Annotated in this window: 17 protein-coding genes; 12 read left to right on the plus strand and 5 right to left on the minus strand. The window is 60.9% G+C overall.

Annotation, left to right across the window (positions count from 1 at the left end; all coding sequences use genetic code 11):
- Window positions 1-65: 65 nt before the first annotated feature.
- Window positions 66-332, minus strand: coding sequence for a 30S ribosomal protein S15 (gene rpsO / locus ASE39_RS01060; RefSeq protein ID WP_005793232.1), 267 nt, complete (start codon window positions 330-332; stop codon window positions 66-68).
- Window positions 333-596: 264 nt separating this feature from the next.
- On the opposite strand from rpsO, the gene ASE39_RS27000 reads away from it, so the two are divergent.
- From ASE39_RS27000 to ASE39_RS01105, 11 genes are all read left to right on the plus strand, one after another.
- Entirely contained in the window at window positions 597-791 is a 195-nt protein-coding gene (locus ASE39_RS27000; protein WP_242421337.1) for a hypothetical protein, read from the plus strand.
- Between the two features lie 85 nt (window positions 792-876).
- On the plus strand, window positions 877-1,413 hold the full coding sequence (locus tag ASE39_RS01065; protein WP_082615284.1) for a GspH/FimT family pseudopilin: 537 nt from the start codon (window positions 877-879) through the stop codon (window positions 1,411-1,413).
- Window positions 1,414-1,419: 6 nt separating this feature from the next.
- Entirely contained in the window at window positions 1,420-1,995 is a 576-nt protein-coding gene (locus tag ASE39_RS01070; RefSeq protein WP_082615285.1) for a GspH/FimT family pseudopilin, read from the plus strand.
- On the plus strand, window positions 1,992-2,621 hold the full coding sequence (pilV, locus tag ASE39_RS01075; protein ID WP_140426654.1) for a type IV pilus modification protein PilV: 630 nt from the start codon (window positions 1,992-1,994) through the stop codon (window positions 2,619-2,621). The genes ASE39_RS01070 and pilV overlap by 4 nt, the downstream gene beginning before the upstream one ends.
- 11 nt (window positions 2,622-2,632) lie before the next feature.
- Window positions 2,633-3,553: a prepilin-type N-terminal cleavage/methylation domain-containing protein gene (locus ASE39_RS01080; RefSeq protein ID WP_242421338.1), complete on the plus strand. Its 921-nt coding sequence runs from the start codon at window positions 2,633-2,635 to the stop codon at window positions 3,551-3,553.
- A gap of 25 nt (window positions 3,554-3,578) precedes the next feature.
- On the plus strand, window positions 3,579-4,382 hold the full coding sequence (locus tag ASE39_RS01085; protein WP_242421339.1) for a PilX N-terminal domain-containing pilus assembly protein: 804 nt from the start codon (window positions 3,579-3,581) through the stop codon (window positions 4,380-4,382).
- A gap of 72 nt (window positions 4,383-4,454) precedes the next feature.
- Window positions 4,455-8,138 (plus strand): PilC/PilY family type IV pilus protein, encoded by a 3,684-nt coding sequence (locus tag ASE39_RS01090; protein WP_057269927.1) that lies wholly within the window; start codon window positions 4,455-4,457, stop codon window positions 8,136-8,138.
- Window positions 8,139-8,151: 13 nt separating this feature from the next.
- Window positions 8,152-8,586 carry a type IV pilin protein gene (locus tag ASE39_RS25575; RefSeq protein WP_082615286.1) on the plus strand — a complete coding sequence of 145 codons (435 nt, stop codon included), beginning with the start codon at window positions 8,152-8,154 and terminating at the stop codon, window positions 8,584-8,586.
- Between the two features lie 25 nt (window positions 8,587-8,611).
- Window positions 8,612-9,721, plus strand: a complete 1,110-nt coding sequence (gene ribD / locus ASE39_RS01095) for a bifunctional diaminohydroxyphosphoribosylaminopyrimidine deaminase/5-amino-6-(5-phosphoribosylamino)uracil reductase RibD (protein ID WP_057269928.1) — start codon at window positions 8,612-8,614, stop codon at window positions 9,719-9,721.
- Window positions 9,722-10,292: 571 nt separating this feature from the next.
- Window positions 10,293-11,495, plus strand: coding sequence for an ammonium transporter (locus ASE39_RS01100; RefSeq protein WP_010463902.1), 1,203 nt, complete (start codon window positions 10,293-10,295; stop codon window positions 11,493-11,495).
- A gap of 121 nt (window positions 11,496-11,616) precedes the next feature.
- Window positions 11,617-13,539 carry a phospholipase D family protein gene (locus tag ASE39_RS01105; RefSeq protein ID WP_082615287.1) on the plus strand — a complete coding sequence of 641 codons (1,923 nt, stop codon included), beginning with the start codon at window positions 11,617-11,619 and terminating at the stop codon, window positions 13,537-13,539.
- On the opposite strand, the gene ASE39_RS01110 is transcribed toward ASE39_RS01105, so the two are convergent.
- Entirely contained in the window at window positions 13,536-14,507 is a 972-nt protein-coding gene (locus ASE39_RS01110; RefSeq protein WP_140426655.1) for a tRNA-dihydrouridine synthase, read from the minus strand. The two genes, ASE39_RS01105 and ASE39_RS01110, sit on opposite strands and share 4 nt — an antisense overlap.
- A 244-nt stretch (window positions 14,508-14,751) precedes the next feature.
- Between ASE39_RS01110 and ASE39_RS01115 the strand changes: the two genes are divergently transcribed.
- Window positions 14,752-15,288 (plus strand): hypothetical protein, encoded by a 537-nt coding sequence (locus tag ASE39_RS01115; protein ID WP_057270292.1) that lies wholly within the window; start codon window positions 14,752-14,754, stop codon window positions 15,286-15,288.
- A gap of 41 nt (window positions 15,289-15,329) precedes the next feature.
- Here ASE39_RS01115 and ASE39_RS01120 read toward each other — a convergent pair whose 3' ends face one another.
- The 3 genes from ASE39_RS01120 to ASE39_RS01130 form a co-directional block, all read right to left on the minus strand.
- Window positions 15,330-16,505: a class I SAM-dependent methyltransferase gene (locus tag ASE39_RS01120; RefSeq protein ID WP_057269929.1), complete on the minus strand. Its 1,176-nt coding sequence runs from the start codon at window positions 16,503-16,505 to the stop codon at window positions 15,330-15,332.
- Window positions 16,506-16,523: 18 nt separating this feature from the next.
- Window positions 16,524-17,045 (minus strand): GNAT family N-acetyltransferase, encoded by a 522-nt coding sequence (locus tag ASE39_RS01125; protein ID WP_029414078.1) that lies wholly within the window; start codon window positions 17,043-17,045, stop codon window positions 16,524-16,526.
- Window positions 17,046-17,255: 210 nt separating this feature from the next.
- Window positions 17,256-17,858 (minus strand): hypothetical protein, encoded by a 603-nt coding sequence (locus ASE39_RS01130; RefSeq protein WP_057269930.1) that lies wholly within the window; start codon window positions 17,856-17,858, stop codon window positions 17,256-17,258.
- Window positions 17,859-18,002: the final 144 nt, after the last annotated feature.

Consider the following 18,002-nt stretch of genomic DNA (forward strand, 5'->3'; position numbering starts at 1 on the left):
CGGCTCCGAAGTAAAAAACGCCTGAGCTAGCGGACTAACCCAGGCGTTTTCGCATGCGATTGCAATTACTTGCGCAGACCCAGCTTGGCGATCAGCGCGGTGTAACGGTCAGCGTCCTTGGCCTTCAGGTAGTCCAGCAGCTTGCGACGACGGCTCACCATGCGCAGCAGGCCACGACGACCGTGGTGGTCCTTGGCGTGCGTCTTGAAGTGGGGAGTCAGTTCGTTGATGCGAGCGGTCAGCAGGGCCACTTGCACTTCTGGGCTACCGGTGTCGTTGGCAGCGCGAGCGTTGGCCTTGACGACCTCGGCCTTGATGGAGGATGCGATCATTGGGTTTCCTTGAATGACTTGCCAGATAGAACTCCGGAAAGCCTGGGTTTTACTTGCGCAAGCCGCTGGAACGGCAACTTGCGTGCGTCTTGCACCATGCAAAACCGAGCGATTATAACCCTGGTGGGATTTCCCCCTTGTCCCGAACACCCAACCCGCCGAAAGCCCGCAATGCCACACCCCCAAAGCCAGTCGCCGCGCACATCCATTCGCTATTTGCTCCTGGCTACAGGCGTCGTCCTGAGCCTACTTACCGCCCCTGGCATGGCCCTCGCCAAGCGCCAACCCGGCGACCCATCCGCCGCCACCCACACCCCAGCCAAGAAAAAAGGAGTGAGTAAGGTCACCTACCAGCGTAGCAGCTCCGAAGAATCCACCACCGAGCGCGACCGGCGCATGTACCGGGAATGCAAAGGGATGCACAACGCGGGAGCGTGCCGCGGATATACCCGCAAATAGCGCCCTGACTGCCGCTTGTCCTCATCGCGGCGCCATTGGTCACGCCACCCGCGCACCGCGCAGCCAGTCTCACTAGGATCGCACGATGCTTGCACCGCCCCTTCTTCCGGATTTCACGCGCTCCTCCACGCAACGGGGATTCACAGCTATTGAGTTGATGGTTGTCGTGGCCATCGTGGCTATTCTTGCAGCATTGGCAGCCCCTAGTTTCACCCCCTTGATTGAACGCTGGCGCGTGCGCAGCGCGACAGAAGAATTGACATCCACCATCTACTTCGCGCGCTCTGAAGCCATCAAGCGCGGTGGTGGTGTCATCGTTGACGCGACCGGAGGCTGGGGGAATGGCTGGAAAGTCACCCACACCCTGAATGGCGTTACCACTGATTTGCAAACCAGCCCAGCCCCCAACAAGGTCGTACTTGCCCAAAACAATGGCAAGGAACAGATTTTCATAGACCGCTGGGGCATGCTGTCCGAAACGAATGGCGGCGTGGCCGCCCCCATGAGCTTTCCGATCTATGCCACCGGGAGAACATCCACCGACACCAATGCGATCCGGCTTTGTGTAGCAGGTGCCGGACGCATCGAGCAAGTAAAACAAGGCGGGGCCTGCACGCCATAGCCCATCATGCACACCCGGCATATTCCACCCACCCAGCCCCGACGTCATGTTGTCGGGTTCACCGCCATCGAACTGATGGTGGTGGTGTCCATCGTCGCCGTCCTGGCGGCTTTGGCCGCGCCCAGTTTCACGCCTCTCATCGAAAACTGGCGTGTTCGTGAATCTGCAGAACAGTTGCAATCCACGCTGTTCTACGCGCGCTCCGAAGCCATCAAACGCGGTGGTCACGTGGTCATCCAGAAGATTCCCAACAATACCAACGGCTGCACCACCGCCAGCGGCACTCGCGCCTGGGACTGCGGCTGGATCGTATGCCACGACATCAATGACAACGGCGACTGCAACGCCACCGATCCAGTGTTGCAACGTGTCGAATCCTCGGCCAAAGTGCATATCAATCGCACCGGTGGCGGCGCCAGCATCAAGCTCAACCGCTGGGGCCTGATTGATGGCACTTGGCTAGGCTTTAATCTGATACCCCTGGACAAAACCGTTTCCCATGCGGCCGCACGCGGCGTCTGCATGAGCTCCGGTGGGCGCGTTCGCGTCATTTCCCAAGAAGCCATTCCCTGCACAGCATGACGACCATGACCAAACCACTGCACACGCACCAACGCGGTATCACGCTGATTGAATCCATGGTGGCCCTTGTCATTGCGGCACTGGGCATCCTGGGCATTCTCGGCGTGCAGATGCGCACACTGACAGACACCCAAACCACGGTGCGCCGCGCGCAAGCGATCCGGTTGATTGAAGACCTAAGTGAGCGATTGAAAGTCACTCCCAATGCCATTGTCAGTGCGGACTCCTACAGGATCGATTTCGCCACCGTGCCTACGTACACCCCAACAGCTTGCGACACTGGTTGCGATGCCGCCGCGCTCGCCACGTTTGATTTGGCCAAATGGAAGAAAACCGTGACCGAAACCCTTCCCCTCGGCCAAGCCAGCATTTTTTGGGCCCAAAGTGAAGGCGCGACAGCCAAAGACCCCAACCGCCGCCAACTGGGCGTCATGATCAGCTGGCGCGAGAACGAGCGCAATGGGACCAAAACAGACGACATCGACGCGAGCAAAGGAGCCGCCAGCGGGGGCGCCGACGTCGCATGTCCGGCCGACCGAATCTGCCATTTGCAATATATCCCTGTGTCCGCTCGCTGCGCGCCTTACGACAACGGCAGCGGTACACCCTTGTTTTACTGTTCTTAGTGATAACGCACATGGCTTTCGAATACACCAAAGCGCATCCCATGCTTGGCACATACCAAACATCAAACCGCCCTGTGGCCGCACGATTCAATCGACGAGCACCACGGCGCATTGGCCAACGCGGCGTTACGTTGATCGAACTCATGGTCGGTATCACCATCGGCTTGATGGTGATTGCTGTCTCCATGGGTGCACTCATGGTGTCGCGTGGCGTATCTGGCTCCGTCAGTGATGCCAGCAACATCCAGCAGCAAGCAGCCTACGTTATGCGCTCCATCGGTCAGCAACTGCGCCAGGCCGGCTCGCTATACGTCAATACCACGCCGGTCACAGGTGCAGTGGCCACGGATCCACTAACGGCCGTGGCCTTTGAGACTGACGCCAACAGTCCCACAGGCATCAGTTTCGAGCAAGCCAAAACCATTTTGGGCGACACAACCACGGGCGCCCCTACAGTTACCTACCGGCGCTACAAAGATCCGGTTTTCGCAGCGGCGACACCTCAGTCATCGGCACGTAATTGCTTAGGAGGCCCTTCAGACGACGGTCCCAGCGTAGACGAAGCCATTACAAGCACATTTCAACTCAGCGGCATCCAACTGGAATGTGGTGGTAATGGTGCTGCAGCCCAAGCAATTATTCAAAACGCTGCGGAATTCCAGATCACCTATTTGGAGCAGGTACTGACGCCAACGGGCAGTGCGATCAAACCTGTTAAGGCGGCCACCGTAACCAATTGGCGCGCTGTGCAGGGTGTGGAGGTGTGCTTGGTGTTGTATGGCACCGAAGCCATTGATATGCCCTCACCGAGCAATTACAAAGATTGCAGTAATACAGACGTTGATATGACGGCTCTTGCAGGACCGCGCAGAAACCGGATGCACATGGTCTTCCGCAACGTTTTCCAACTGCGCAGCCAAGGGCTGATCTAACAACGCTCGAACAAACAGGCCTCCCATGCCCAGCACCCATGCTTCCTTTATGAAACCACGCCCGCAACGCCAAAAAGGCGTAGCGCTGTTCGTGGTCATTGTTTTCGTCATGCTCTCCATGCTGCTTGCGTTGTGGGCATCGCGCACTTCGCTGTTCAACGAGATGGTCGTAGGCAACGACGCCGATTACCAGCGTGCCTTTGAGGCTGCCCAAGCTCTATTGCAGGACGCCGAACTCGATATACGCAGCTCCGACTACGACGTAGCCACTGGAAAAACCACAGACGGATTGAATTGCATTGCAGGGGGGAATATTTGCCGCAGCTTTACCGCAGACAAATTCCCCCTGGAATCCAAGGAAATCACCGCCCTGATCAATACGATGGATGGCGAAACCACCAAATGTCGCAGTGGCATATGCACAAGACGCACTGGACGACAGGATTTCTGGAATTACACCAGCACCACCACTCCGGCGCCCGCAGACCTGCAACCTGGCGAAGTTCCGCTGGAACAACTCGCCACAACAGGGGTTGCTGCGCGTTTTGGCGAATATACGGGGGCCAAAATTGGGACTGGCAGCAACGCCAACCCCATTTTGGCAAACCGCAGTGCAGATAACCAAGGCGGATGGTACTGGATTGAAGTCATGCCGTACAGCGACGCAAGCAAAACCCAAAATCTCATTGTAGACACTGTAAGCAACCAGCTAAAACTTAATTTGGATGTGTATGTGGTCTATCGCATCACCGCGCTCGCGTACGGCCGAAAACCAGGCACCATGGTGGTGCTGCAAGAAACGTATGCACGTCAACGCAAAAAAGACTGAATTTTCGAACATTGACGTTTATTGCTTCAACAATAATTTTTTCAGATAAGCACACACTTCGAAGGAGCACCCATGCCCCGCACCAGCGCCCCCCATTTCCGCAAAAATCTTCTCGCCCTTGCAGCATGTGCAGCACTGACTCCTCAAGGCGTTTGGGCCCTTGACTTAGTGCAACAGCCACCATTGCCAACAGCAAAGTCTTCCTTCGTGGCGCCGAATGTCATCATCTCCATTGATGACTCGGGCAGTATGGGATTCCGTCTGGATCAAGAAAGTCTCACTGGCGTGACCAATGAAACGGTACCTAATGGCTCTGGTGTTTGGCCAAACACCAGCCGTCGCATGAATATTCTGAAATATTCCCTGAAACAGGTATTCAACGACACCACCTTGATTCCCGACAACAAAATACGGCTCGCGTGGCAGGTTTTGCATAACAATGGGAACTCGGTAAATAGATATAGCGATTTGTTTTACTGGTACGGCGGCAGCACGGCGAATCCAGGCAAGGGAAAGACGCCCGGTGCAGATGATGTCAACACCACGGCAACTGGTGCCAAGAATAAAATGCGTTCACTGGATGCCACGCACAGGGCTAATTTTTTAAGCTTTGTTGATTATTTGCTACCTAACAATGGAACGCCGTCGCACGACATGTTTGCGCAAGCGGACCAATACATGCGTGGCGCCTTGAATGCTGATGGACCATGGGCTTACAAACCAGGAACACAAGGCGAGCCCTACCTTGGATGCAGGCGCAATTACCATATTCTGATGTCCGATGGACGCTGGAATGGCACACCCATTGCAGTCACGGATTCCACCTATCGGGACAACAGCTCCAATTTATCCCTCAATGACGGTAAAATTTATGGGGGCGACGCTGCCGGAATAGCGCAGACCAACGTTTACCGAGACACAGACACGGCGGGGCAAACTTACAGCAATACTCTGGCCGACTGGGCATTCTTCAGTTGGTCCAAGCCTTTGCAAACCACCGGCTTGACCGACGCAAACAAACTAAAGCCCACCAAAGAATACGAAAATGCGCCAGCCACGGAAACGTTTACAGCGGGCGGAAAGTCCGTAATTCTGCAAAAATATTGGAATCCAAAATATAATCCGGCCACTTGGCCCCACATGGTTACCTATACCATTGGCGTCAGTGATGCAGCGACCACCTGGCCAGGCGCCAACACCATTTTTGCGCCCACTGCCAAAACACCTTTTGGGTACGATGGCAGCTTTCCTGATTTCGTGACGAAAAACAAAAATTGGCCGGCCATGAGTGATGAAAACAGGCGTGCACTGGACCTGTGGCACGCTGCCATCAATGGTCGCGGGCGATTTTATGGCATTACCAAAGCGGAAGACCTGAAAAAAGCCTTTGAAGAAATTATCGGCAAGATTAACGAAGAAGCCGCGCCTTTGCCGGACAAGGTAAGCGGCAGTGGAACAGCATCTGGTACCAATGTCTCTCAACAGAATGTGGGTACTTTTGCTTCTGTTTACAGCCCCAAGCAGTTGTGGAAGGGCTGGGTGCAGGCATCGCCGGTTTCGGCTCCAATCGAAGTTCCCTGCCCAACCGCAGCGGAGCCTACTAAAACCTGCACCAAGTTTGGCGACCCCACTAAAGACTGGGATGGAAAGACCACTGCCGACCGTCTGGACGAAATAACTGCCGCCAATCTCGACAATCGATTGATTTTGAGTTGGAGCGACAAGTGGACCAGCTCCGCGCCCAAAGGAGGGGTGTCATTCAAATGGGCGTCTGACGAAAGCAATCTCAGTACCCCTCAAAAAGCACTGCTGGGCAAAGAGGACAGCGATGGCACCGCTACCATCTATACCAAAGGCAGCAATGTACTCAGCTATATCCGCGGCAACCGCACCTTAGAGGGGACAGCCGACCCAGAGAGCTATCCAGCCACAAAGCCCTTTCGCGAGCGCAAAAGCCGCCAAGGCGACATCGTAAATTCCAAAATTTGGTACACAGGCGCACCTGCCAGCAGTTATTCGATCAGTGGCTACGGTGCTTTTGCCAAAACAAACAAGTCACGCACCCCTATGCTGTATGTGGGTGGCAATGACGGGATGTTGCACGGTTTTTCGGCCCTGGACGGCAGAGAAAAACTTGCCTACGTCCCCCGCGGCGTGATTGGGGATCTGAAAAAACTTGCCGACCCCCAGTACGTACACCAGTATTTTGTGGATGGCTCTCCCATGACGGGGGACGTGCAATTGACCGGTGGTTGGGCCTCCATGCTGGTGAGCAGCTTGGGCGCAGGCGGTAAGGGTTACTTCGTGCTGGATGTAACCGACCCGGCCAGTTTTGCCACGGCCGAAACACCCACATCCGCCGTCACACCAAAAACCTTGGTCAAACGTGACCGCACCCGCGGCAATTTGGAAGTGGCACCCAACTGCAGCATCATTACCGACACCACTGAAAAAGCCGCGTGCACCAAAGTGGTGGATGAGGACAAAGACATTGGCAACATTGTTGCGTCGCCAGTGGTCAACCCCAGCAATCCACAGCAAGCCACGCAAATCACGCGCATGAACAACAACCGTTGGGCTGCGGTGATGGGCAATGGCTACAACAGCCACAACGAGCGCCCGGTGCTGCTGGTACAGTACCTTGACAATGACATGGAGCTCAAGCGCATTCCTGCCACCCCAGATGCTAAAGGGGTAGGCAATGCTAAAGACAATGGACTTGCTGCCCCTGCCTTGGTAGATTTGGACGGAGATGGCCGAGTGGATGTGGTCTATGCTGGTGACAACTTGGGCAACCTCTGGAAGTTTGACTTGACCAGCGACGTTGAAGGCGACTGGAAGATGGCCTTTGGCACCAACAAACCGTTGTTCACAGCTCGGGGACCCAAGGTAGTGGGCGGCACGCGCGACCAGGTGCAGCCCATCACGGCCCCGCCCATCGTGCGTGCCAATGACCGCCTGATGACCATTGGCACCGGAGCTAGCGCCAAAGATGTGGCAGTTGGAGGCCTGATGGTGGCTTTTGGCACGGGCCGCAACCTGACTGCCGACGATCGGGATACCAGTATTCCCCAGAACGTTCAAACGCTGTATTCCGTTTTGGACAACACCCGATATCGTAAGAGCGGTACACACTTGGAAGTACACCCTGGCGGCGGTACTTGCCCGGGCTCCACCTGCATCCCCACGCCCACAGACTTGGGTGTAGGCATTGCCAACGCAAAGTTGCGCAAGCAAAGCGCAACTGTCGTCAGCGGGGGTTATTCCACCATCGATGCCACCGAAGAACTGAAAACCAGCAACTGGAAAGACTACAACGGCTGGTACCTGGACTTCCCAACAACCGGTGAACGCCTGCTTGAACCCATGCAGTTCTTTGACGGTGCCAATATTCTGGCCGTGTATTCCGGCAATCCAGCAGGTACCCAAACCACCAGCGGTGCAGGCGCAGCCAACGAAAGTTGCACCGCCACTGAGATAGGCACAGCGCCAGGTACGCAATTCCGCACCTTGCTCAACATCATGGATGGCAAGCGGCCCCAGGTACAGTTGGTGGACTCAAACAGCGATGGCGTGTACGACGCAACAACTGACAAGAACGTGTCCCGTGCTGCAGTCGGTACAGGCACACCTATGCTGATTACCAAAGGCAAGCGGATTCTGGATCTGACTGGCAACGACGGTAAAACAAAGCCCGAAGAACTGAACCGCATGCCCGAACAATCACTGCGCCCCACATGGCGCCAATTGAAGTGAGAAAGAAGACATCATGACCCGACATCTGCCGAAAAAGCAGTATGGCTTTACGCTGATAGAACTGATGATCGTCGTGGCCATCGTGGGCATTCTGTCTGCTATTGCCTACCCCAGCTACGCCGAATATATAAGGCGGGGGCATCGGGCAGATGCACGTGCAGGGCTATTGCAGGCCCAACAGTGGCTTGAGCGAGCCTCTACAGCCACAGGCGTCTACCCAACGGCCTTGCCCGCCACACTAACCTGGGCGGGGGATGCCACCAAGCGTTACACCATCGGGTTTCAAGGGGTCAACACCAATGCATCTTTTACCCTGGTTGCCACCCGAAAAACGCCTGGGCCCCAAGCGACAGATCGCTGCGGCGACTTCACTGTGACCAATACGGGAACGCGTAGCGCAATCAATCTGGGATCAGGGGCAACAGCCGCAGAGTGCTGGAGCAAGTAGCCGCTGCGCTACCATCCAGGGTGCAATGACGGATACATCGCACACCTCTATTGACCAAGCGCTTGGGCTCGCCACCCAGGCGCTTTTTGTTTCCAACCCCAACCCTCGCGTTGGCTGCGTGCTCGTTACTCCCAGTGGCGAAGTGATTGGCCAAGGTTTCACACAGCGCGCGGGCGGGCCGCATGCTGAAGTCATGGCGCTGCGCGATGCCAAGGACAGGGGAAGGGATACAACGGGCGCAACCGCCTACGTCACGCTGGAACCATGTTCTCACCATGGGCGGACTGGTCCGTGCTGCGATGCGCTCATCCAGGGCGGGGTTGCCCAAGTGGTTGCTTCCATCGCTGACCCAAACCCTCTGGTGGGTGGGCAGGGGTTTGATCGGCTGCGTGCAGCAGGTGTGGAAGTCGTCGTCGGTCCGGGGGCCGCAGAAACGCGAGAACTCAATATCGGCTTCTTCAGCCGCATGATCCGGGGCACACCCTGGGTGCGACTGAAAGTCGCAAGCTCCCTGGATGGCACCACGGCGCTTAACAATGGTGCCAGCCAGTGGATTACGTCTCGTGCGGCGCGGGCGGATGGACATGCGTGGAGGGCCAGGGCGTGCGCTATCTTGACGGGTATCGGCACCGTGTTGGATGACAACCCTCGGCTTGACGTCCGCGAAGTGCCTACTCCACGCCAACCCCATGTGGTGGTGGTGGACAGCCAGCTGCAGCTGCCCACGGATGCCAATCTGTTGATGGATGGGCGTGACTGCTTGGTCTACACGGCCTCCGAAAACGAAGCCAAGAAGGCGGCCTTGCAAGCCCGTGGGGCAACCGTGATCCATTTGCCCAATGCGAACGGCAAAGTCGATCTTTCGGCAATGCTCCGGGACCTTGGCACAAGGGGCATCAACGAGCTGCATGTAGAGGCCGGGCACAAGCTCAATGGCTCTCTGGTCCGAGAAGGTCTGGTTGATGAGCTGTTGCTGTACCTGGCACCACGGCTTTTGGGTACGGGGCGTGGCATTGCAGACTTTGGCCCACTGACAGCCTTGGCCGATGGCCTGGCGCTGGAATTCAAATCCGTAGACACCCTGGGGGCGGATCTGCGCATTGTGGCCCGCGTGCAGGGGCGCGATAGCTTCTAGAGTTCCGATAGAGCCCTACCTACCAATCACCGCCTGTGGATGGACTGGTGAGTCGGGGTTGGCGCTAGTCAAAAGATGGCAATGGTCTGGCGTCACAGCCTCACTGGGCGCGTTCAAAAAGAACCTACGCCCCCTCTTGCACTATCTCCTTCCACCGGTTCAGCATGCGCGGCCATGCAGCGACCGAGCAATTCCACACCACGCAGTTTGGGTTGGTTTCGCACTGGGGGACAGAGATAGAAAGAGAAAAATCCACTCAATAGCTATTATTTTTATAGCAACAAATGCTTACCCACTAAGCGCTAGAGCCCTGTTTATTTCAGAACTGGAGTTTACAGCAAGGCCCCTGCGTCCTTCGTCCCGCCACACGCGGATTGCACGCTCCCACACCAGGCAATTGGCGAGCCTATACCCAGTTCGCGCCAATGCGCCCCACATTTCGTCCCATCACACCAAAACGGTGCAAAACAACGCACCATCGTCTGGCGCGGTTTTTGCTTCAATTTGGTGCAAATCTGGTGAACAGGCTCAAAACGCACCAGAACAGATCAACCAATCGCGCGAGGATGTTATGGAAGCACTCAAACAGGGCACAGATGCCCTGTTCATTCTTCTGGGGGCCATCATGGTGCTGGCCATGCATGCAGGGTTTGCCTTTCTGGAACTGGGCACGGTTCGCAAAAAAAACCAGGTGAATGCGCTGGTCAAGATCCTGGTGGATTTCTCGGTGTCCACCGTGGTGTATTTCGTGGTCGGCTACAGCGTGGCGTACGGAACGCACTTCTTCGTGGGTGCGGAATCGTTGACGCAGCAAAACGGTTATGCGCTGGTCAAGTTTTTCTTCTTGCTCACCTTTGCGGCAGCCATTCCGGCGATTGTGTCGGGCGGGATCGCGGAGCGGGCCAAGTTCTGGCCCCAGTTGATAGCCACAGCGGTCATTGTGGGGTTTGTGTATCCGTTCTTTGAAGGCATTGCCTGGAACCAGCACTTTGGAGTGCAGGCCTGGATCAAGGGACTGACGGGCGAAGAGTTCCACGACTTTGCGGGCTCCATTGTCGTGCATGCCATGGGCGGGTGGATCGCCCTGCCTGCCGTGATCCTGCTGGGCTCGCGCGCCAACCGCTACCGCAAGGACGGTGCGATCTCTGCACACCCGCCGTCCAACATCCCCTTCCTCGCGCTGGGTGCCTGGGTGCTGGTGGTGGGCTGGTTTGGGTTCAATGTGATGAGCGCACAGACCGTGGACAAGCTCTCCGGCCTGGTGGCCGTCAATTCGTTGATGGCCATGGTGGGCGGCACGCTGGCTGCCTTGGTTTTGGGCAAGAACGATCCTGGCTTTGTGCACAACGGCCCGTTGGCCGGGCTGGTGGCCGTGTGCGCGGGCTCTGACCTGATGCACCCGCTGGGCGCCCTGGTGGTAGGCGCCGTGGCGGGGGCCATCTTTGTGGTGATGTTCACGCTCACGCAGAACCGCTGGAAGATCGATGATGTGCTCGGCGTGTGGCCGCTGCATGGCCTTTGTGGCACGTGGGGTGGGCTGGCTGCAGGCATTTTCGGCAGCAAGGCGTTGGGCGGGCTGGGTGGTGTGAGCCTCTCGGCCCAGCTGATCGGCACCACCCTGGGCGTGGCCTGGGCGCTGGTGGGGGGCTTTGTGGTGTACGGCATCCTCAAGAGCACCGTGGGCCTGCGGCTCACGCAGGAAGAGGAATTTGACGGGGCCGACCTGTCGATCCACAAGATCAGCGCCACGCCAGACCGCGAAGTGAGCTGGTAAACGCAGCACCGGGAAGCCGGAGCGCCGAAAGCGCACACCCGGCCTGGCCCGGCCACGATGGCGATGGTGTTGGCGCCGCGTCTGACAAGCGCGGCCACCGCCGCACGGTCACAATCGCGCCATGCTTGCATTGCCCCCTGCCCTCGCCGCTCCTGCATTTCCGGGCACCACCGCGCGCCGCGGCTGGCTGGCAATCCTGGCCCTCTGCCTTGGGGTGACCATCAGCGGCTGCGCAGGCCTGCCCAAGGACGTGGACCGGCCAGTGTCGAATGCATTGGAATCCCCCGCAGGCACGGCCCTGGGCCAACTGGTAGAAGAGCGCCGGGCATCGGTGGGCGGGCGCCACCCCTCGGGGTTCCTGCTGCTCAGCGGACCGCAGGCGGCCTACAGCAGCCGCCTGGCGCTGGTGGATGCCGCGCAGAAAACGCTGGACCTGCAGTACTACGCCATCCACGCCGATGCGAGCAGCGAGCGGCTTTTGCTGAGCGTGGTCGCTGCGGCCCGGCGCGGCGTGCGGGTGCGGGTGTTGCTGGACGATTTTCACAGCGTGGGCCGTGATGCACAGGTAATGCGCCTGGCCTTTGTGCCCAACATCGAGATGCGCATGTTCAACCCGCTCACAGGGGCGCGTGGCTCGCCGCTGGGGCGCATGTTCAGCGCGCTGGGCGACTTTTCGCGCGTGCAGCAGCGCATGCACAACAAACTCTTCGTCGCCGACAACGCCATGGGCGTCACCGGGGGACGCAACCTGGGGGATGCCTACTTCGGCAATGCCGATTCTGGCAACTTTGTGGATCTGGACGTGCTGGCCGCAGGTCCTGTGGTGCAGGATCTTTCCCGCAGTTTCGACAGCTACTGGAACAACGAGCGCGCCTACCCCGTGCAATCGCTGGTCACGCGGGAGGAGCTGGACATCCTGCGCGAGCGCATGCGCAGCGCCGACGCCACACAGCGGGACCGCATCGCGGGCCAGGGGGGAGCCCTGGCCCCCGACAGCCAGCCCGTGGAAGACGGCCGGCGCACCACCGCCGCACAGCGCGCGCGCATCTGGGACTACCAGCCCATGGACCTGGCGCAAGCGCAGTTCACCTGGGCACCAGCAGCGGTGCTGGTGGACAAGCCTGCCAAGATCCCGCCCGATGGCACTTCCTCGGCCACGCTGCCTGAAAAGTCCCCGTCCCGTGCCACTCCCCTGGCCGTCGTGTCGCGCGGCGCGGCACACGCGCCTGCGACGGCGCCAACAAACCCAGCTCCGCCCGCTTCCGTGGGGCCCGTGTCTCCCCAGCCCCCTGCGCCCGCCTCGGCAAACGGCGCCGCACCTGGTGCCACGGCCGCGCCGCCACCCGACAGCAACACCCTCGACGCCCAGACCGATACCGTGGTGGATGGCCTGCTGCACCTCATGGGCCAGGCGCGGCGCGATCTGCTCATCATTTCGCCCTACTTCGTGCCGGGTCCCGACATGAAGCAAGCCTTTGCGGCCGCGCGCGCGCGGGGCGTCCGGGTGCGGGTGCTCACCAACTCACTGGCCTCCAACGATGCGCCCATTGCCCACGCAGGCTATGCGCGCCACCGGCCCGATCTGCTGGCCATGGGCGTCGAGCTGTACGAGATGCGCAGCGAGCTCACGGGTGTTCTGCGCGGGGCACTCGGCTCCACGGGCAGCACGGGGGGGCGTGACAGCAACGGTGCTGCTGGCTCCGTGGGCAGCTCGCGCGCCATGCTGCATTCCAAGCTCCTGATCATGGATGGCCGCCTGCTGGTGGTGGGCTCGATGAACCTGGACATCCGCTCGCAGCGCCAGAACACAGAGATCGCGCTGCTGATCCGCAGCAGCGACCTGTCACGCCGCGCCACCACGCAGATCGAAACCGCGCTGCGCGAAGCCGCCTGGCAGGTGCAGTTGGGCAATGGTGGCCAGCTGGTGTGGCACGCCCCCGCGGGCAGTGGCCTGCCGGATGCCACCACCGAACCCGATGCCAGCGCCCCGCTGCGGCTGATGCTGCAACTGCTGGGCCCGCTGGCGCCCGACCACCTGCTCTAGTCTGCGTTGACAGCAGCGCAGCGCAGCGCCGCCACCCATGCGGTGATCGCCCGCTGGTCCGTCATGGTGCGCACATGCTGATAGGCCACCTCGGCCTCCGGGAAGCGCCTGCGCAGCAGGTTGAGCCATTGTTTGAGCCGCCCCGCGCGCTGGCGCGGCTCCAGGTCGTCACACACCAGTTGCCAGAAGGCCGCCAGGTGCGGCAGCAGGTCGGCCCAGGCCACCGTGTCCGCGCCCGGCTGCCCCACATCCGACGCGCGGATGGCACGGGCCAGGCCGGGGTCGGCCACCATGCCGCGCCCGAGCATCAGCGCATCGCAGCCAGAGACGTCGCGGCAACGCTGCGCGTCGGCCACGGTCCAGATCTCGCCATTGGCCACCACAGGGATGCGGACCGCCGCGCGGATGGCGGGGATGTGCTCCCAATACGCGGGGGGGCGGTAGCCGTCGGCCTTGGTGCGGGCATGCACCACCAGCTCGGCGGCGCCGCCCGCCTGCATCGCCTGCGCGCATTCGCGCATCAGCCCGGTGTCGTTGAAGCCCAGGCGCATCTTGGCGGACACGGGCAGGTGCAGGGGCACCGCGCGGCGCACGGCGGCCACCACGGAGGCGATGCGTTCGGGCTCCTGCAGCAGCGCCGCGCCACCACCGTGGCGGTTGACCACCTTGGCCGGGCAGCCAAAGTTCAGGTCGATCCCCTCGGGCCCCAGGGCTGCCAGGCACGCCGCGTTCTCAGCCATGCAGACGGGATCGGAGCCCAGCAGCTGCGCACGCACCGGCACGCCGGCCAGCGTGCGGCTGCCGTTGTGCAACTCAGGCACATAGCGCAGAAACACCTTGTCGGGCAGCAGCGTGCCGGTGATGCGGATGAACTCCGAGACGCAACGGTCCACCCCACCCACGCGGGTCAGCACATCACGCAGCACAAAATCCAGGAGCCCCTCCATCGGGGCAAGCAACAAGGTCATCGCGAGAAAGGCCGCCGCACCTGCACCCCAGCACGGGGCACGGCCAGCACACAGCCAAAATATGAATCAAACAGGGCTCTAGCGCTTGATAAGCAAGCGCCAATAGCTATCAAATAAGTAGCAAGCACACTTTCCGCAGCAAGGTGCGACCGGGGGCAGCCCGCCATTGTGCGGCAGCGGGGTCATCACAGCGTCATGGCGGCTTGCTGCAATCGCTGCCATTCACCCGTGAATGGAGGCGCCCATGCTGCTACAAAAAACCGAAAAAGCCCGCCTGGAACTCTTGCCCGGCGTCCGCACCCTGAGCCTGCGCGAGCGTTCGCTGTTGCTCCTGGTGGATGGCAAATCGCTGTCCGATTTGCAGGCCATGTACAACGGCATCGGCGCACAGATTGTCGACAACCTCATGCGCCAGGGCTACCTGGCCGGCCCGGCCGAACTGCCGCCGCCCTCCGCTGCGCCCCGCATGCCCCAAGACATGCCGTCGATCCAGCGCCCCGAGCCTGGCGACGCCCTGCGCTCGCTGGCCGGCGCCCGCATGTACCTGTTCGACACCTGCGAACGGCTGTTTGTGCGCCGCGATCCCGTGCTGGCGCAGCAGTTTCGCGAGGCGCTGCGCGCCGCCAAGGACCGCGCAAGCATGCTGGACGTGGGCGAAGCCATGTTTGACGAAGTGGCGCTGGCCGCAGGGGCCGAACGCGCTGCCAGCCTGCGCGAAAGGTTCGAGCAGCTCCTGCCCCCAGAACGGTACGAATCCACGCAGCCTTCAGCCCTGGCTTGAGGGGCAGAGGGGGTTAGGCAGCTACGCCGCCAAGCCAGCCATCAGGCCGCAGCCAGCCGCCACAGCGACGTGACCTCTACCGCGCGGGCTGCGTGCAAGGCATCACCCGCATCGGCCGCCTTGCCGTGGTGCGGTTTCACATCGTGCCGGCCACGCACCACCAGCCCCGCACCGGCGATCCACTCGAGCAACTGCGCGCGTGGGCGCAAGCCCAGGTGTTCGGCCAGGTCCGACAGGATCAGCCAGCCCTCGCCTCCAGGCTCCAGATGGTCCGCCAAACCCGCCAGAAAGCCCTTGAGCATGCGGCTGCCTTCGTCGTACACCGCGTGTTCGATGGGCGAGCTGGCGCGTGCAGGCAGCCAGGGCGGGTTGCACACCACCAGGGGCGCGCGGCCCGGCGGAAACAGGTCGGCCTGCAGCAGCTCGACCTGGGGCATGACCCCCAGTTGTTGCAGGTTCTCGCGGGCGCAGGCCAGGGCGCGCGGGTCCTGGTCGGTGGCCACCACGCGCTGCACACCACGGCGTGCCAGCACGGCAGACAGCACCCCGGTGCCCACGCCAATGTCAAAGGCCAATGTCTTGGTGGGCAGCGCAGTGTCGGCAACCAGGCCCACATATTCGCCGCGCACGGGCGAGAACACGCCGTAGTGCGGGTGGATGCGGTTGAGCGGGGGCGCGCCCAAGGCGGGCACCTCCACACCCTTTTTGCGCCACTCGTGCGCGCCCACCAGGCCCAGCAACTCGCGCAGCGTGGCCACCGAACGTTCACCCGTGGCCGGGCCCCAGGCCTCGGTACAGGCCTGGCGCCAGTCGGGTGCACGGCGCAGGTCAATGGTGTAGTCGCCTTCGAGCGGGATGAGCACCGACGCCAGCACCCGCGCGCGCTGCGCCTGCGCCTGGCGGTGCAAGTGAAAGGCTTCAGCAGGTGTGGCGGCAGCAGCTTTCTCGGCTGCCTTGGCGGCAGACTTGCGCGGCTTGGCCGACTTGCCCCCCTTGCCGGACTTGGCATCGGCCCGGCGCATCAGCGCCTGCAGCAACATGCGGGCGTTCTGAAAGTCGCCCTGCCACAGCAGGCCGGTGCCTTCACAGGCCATGCGGTAGGCCGTGTCGGCGGCCAAGGTATCGTCGGCGGTGACGACCCGGCGCGGGGCCGGGGCTCCGCTCTCGGAGCGCCACTGGGCTTGTTGAATCTGGCCCTGGCGGCTCCATTCGATCATTGAGTGCCTTGTGCGTTCTTATGCATTAATCGGGCGCTTCAGGCGCACTTCTTCAATCTTGACGCCCCCCACCACGGCCGTCTTGGCCGTGGAGAGCTCCTGCTTGAAGCCCGCCAGTTCATGGAACCGGATCGCGCGCTCGTTGCGCAGGGGCACCCACGCCGTAACGTTGGTGCAACCTTCTTCTTGCAGCCCATCGCGGGCGGCATCCCACAGGGCCAGGCCTACGCCCTGGTTCCAGTGGGTGGGCGCGGCATAGATGGCCCAGATTTCACCGGTGGTGGGGCGGGATTTTTCATCGCGCGAGCGGTCGTAGCCGACAAAACCGACGATCTTCTCGCCGTCCACGGCCACCTGGACCTGCGGCTCGCAATATTCAATGGCCTCGCGCCAGTAGGCCTGGCGCTTTTCGACCGACATGGATTTCAACTGCTCGTCTGGCACCAGCCCTTTGTAGACCTCTTGGGCTGAGACGGTATGGATCTGGGCAATGGCTTTGGCATCGCGAAGCGTGGCGGGACGAACCTGGATACTGGACATGAAAAAACCGAACGAAAACGGGGAATGAAAAAACGAAAGGACCGGCATTGTCGCCGCAAACGGTTTTTCCCCCTGTCCGGCCTCCTCTCAAGCCCCCGGTGGAGCCCCCTCAAATGCCTGTGTACATAGCATTTCAGCGCCGGGTATCAGTGGCTGGCGCTGCGGGTTGCGCCGCACTGCAAAACCTGGCTGCGGGCGCCGCGCAGAGCCTCAGGCCAGCGCCATGGAGCCCGAGAGCGAAGCCCCCGCCGCACCGGCTGCCGCTGCCGCACGCTGCACCAGCGCGCGTTTGTTGCGGGGGCGCGGTACATGCACGATCGGCGGCGCACCGTTGATGGCCGAGAGCCCCAGCACCAGCGTGACGGTGCGCGAACACCCCTCCTCGCGCTCGTCGCTGGCATAGGCACGGTAACTTCCATTGCCCTGCCCATGGCGGCGCTCCACGGTATGGAAGGCCACCCGCGCGCCGTTCACGCGGTGGCCCCCAAAAGGCAGAACCCGCAGCCGCGCATCACTGTCCAGCGCCAGTCCCAGATTGCCAGCGCGGTTGATGAGGTCGGTGCGAATGGCACGCCAGGTTTTCCCCTCGTCCGCAGAGAACTGCCAGGTGCCCGCCTGCGCGTCCAGGTGCTCGATCACCACCCCGGCCGATGCCAGCATGCCCGGGCAGTTTTCTTCCACGATCTGGGCCAGCGTGTTGCCCCCCAGCCCCGCGCTGCCCTGCGGCGAAGCGATGCCCCCCGGTCGCCGTTCGCTGTGGTGGCGGGACACATCGGAAGCGGCAGAACCTGGGTGAAGTGCATTGGCAGTCATGAGAAACCCTTTGAAAAACGAAGGTTGCGCATTGATGGATGGCGGGTGTGCACCCCCTCAGGTGCTTTTCAATGCTTGACGGAAAGTCTAGAAAGTGCACAACGGAGCGTCCATCGCACAAATGGACTAGTCCGCAACAGCGCG

It is taken from the genome of Acidovorax sp. Root267, assembly GCF_001429215.1.
Classification (GTDB): Bacteria; Pseudomonadota; Gammaproteobacteria; order Burkholderiales; family Burkholderiaceae_C; genus Acidovorax; species Acidovorax radicis.

What these genes read in the sequence shown, in the direction of transcription:
- rpsO (WP_005793232.1), bottom strand. Translation starts at nt 332, where the DNA reads ATGATCGCATCCTCCATCAAGGCCGAGGTCGTCAAGGCCAACGCTCGC.
- ASE39_RS27000 (WP_242421337.1), top strand. Translation starts at nt 597, where the DNA reads ATGGCCCTCGCCAAGCGCCAACCCGGCGACCCATCCGCCGCCACCCAC.
- ASE39_RS01065 (WP_082615284.1), top strand. Translation starts at nt 877, where the DNA reads ATGCTTGCACCGCCCCTTCTTCCGGATTTCACGCGCTCCTCCACGCAA.
- ASE39_RS01070 (WP_082615285.1), top strand. Translation starts at nt 1,420, where the DNA reads ATGCACACCCGGCATATTCCACCCACCCAGCCCCGACGTCATGTTGTC.
- pilV (WP_140426654.1), top strand. Translation starts at nt 1,992, where the DNA reads ATGACGACCATGACCAAACCACTGCACACGCACCAACGCGGTATCACG.
- ASE39_RS01080 (WP_242421338.1), top strand. Translation starts at nt 2,633, where the DNA reads ATGGCTTTCGAATACACCAAAGCGCATCCCATGCTTGGCACATACCAA.
- ASE39_RS01085 (WP_242421339.1), top strand. Translation starts at nt 3,579, where the DNA reads ATGCCCAGCACCCATGCTTCCTTTATGAAACCACGCCCGCAACGCCAA.
- ASE39_RS01090 (WP_057269927.1), top strand. Translation starts at nt 4,455, where the DNA reads ATGCCCCGCACCAGCGCCCCCCATTTCCGCAAAAATCTTCTCGCCCTT.
- ASE39_RS25575 (WP_082615286.1), top strand. Translation starts at nt 8,152, where the DNA reads ATGACCCGACATCTGCCGAAAAAGCAGTATGGCTTTACGCTGATAGAA.
- ribD (WP_057269928.1), top strand. Translation starts at nt 8,612, where the DNA reads ATGACGGATACATCGCACACCTCTATTGACCAAGCGCTTGGGCTCGCC.
- ASE39_RS01100 (WP_010463902.1), top strand. Translation starts at nt 10,293, where the DNA reads ATGGAAGCACTCAAACAGGGCACAGATGCCCTGTTCATTCTTCTGGGG.
- ASE39_RS01105 (WP_082615287.1), top strand. Translation starts at nt 11,617, where the DNA reads ATGCTTGCATTGCCCCCTGCCCTCGCCGCTCCTGCATTTCCGGGCACC.
- ASE39_RS01110 (WP_140426655.1), bottom strand. Translation starts at nt 14,507, where the DNA reads ATGACCTTGTTGCTTGCCCCGATGGAGGGGCTCCTGGATTTTGTGCTG.
- ASE39_RS01115 (WP_057270292.1), top strand. Translation starts at nt 14,752, where the DNA reads ATGCTGCTACAAAAAACCGAAAAAGCCCGCCTGGAACTCTTGCCCGGC.
- ASE39_RS01120 (WP_057269929.1), bottom strand. Translation starts at nt 16,505, where the DNA reads ATGATCGAATGGAGCCGCCAGGGCCAGATTCAACAAGCCCAGTGGCGC.
- ASE39_RS01125 (WP_029414078.1), bottom strand. Translation starts at nt 17,045, where the DNA reads ATGTCCAGTATCCAGGTTCGTCCCGCCACGCTTCGCGATGCCAAAGCC.
- ASE39_RS01130 (WP_057269930.1), bottom strand. Translation starts at nt 17,858, where the DNA reads ATGACTGCCAATGCACTTCACCCAGGTTCTGCCGCTTCCGATGTGTCC.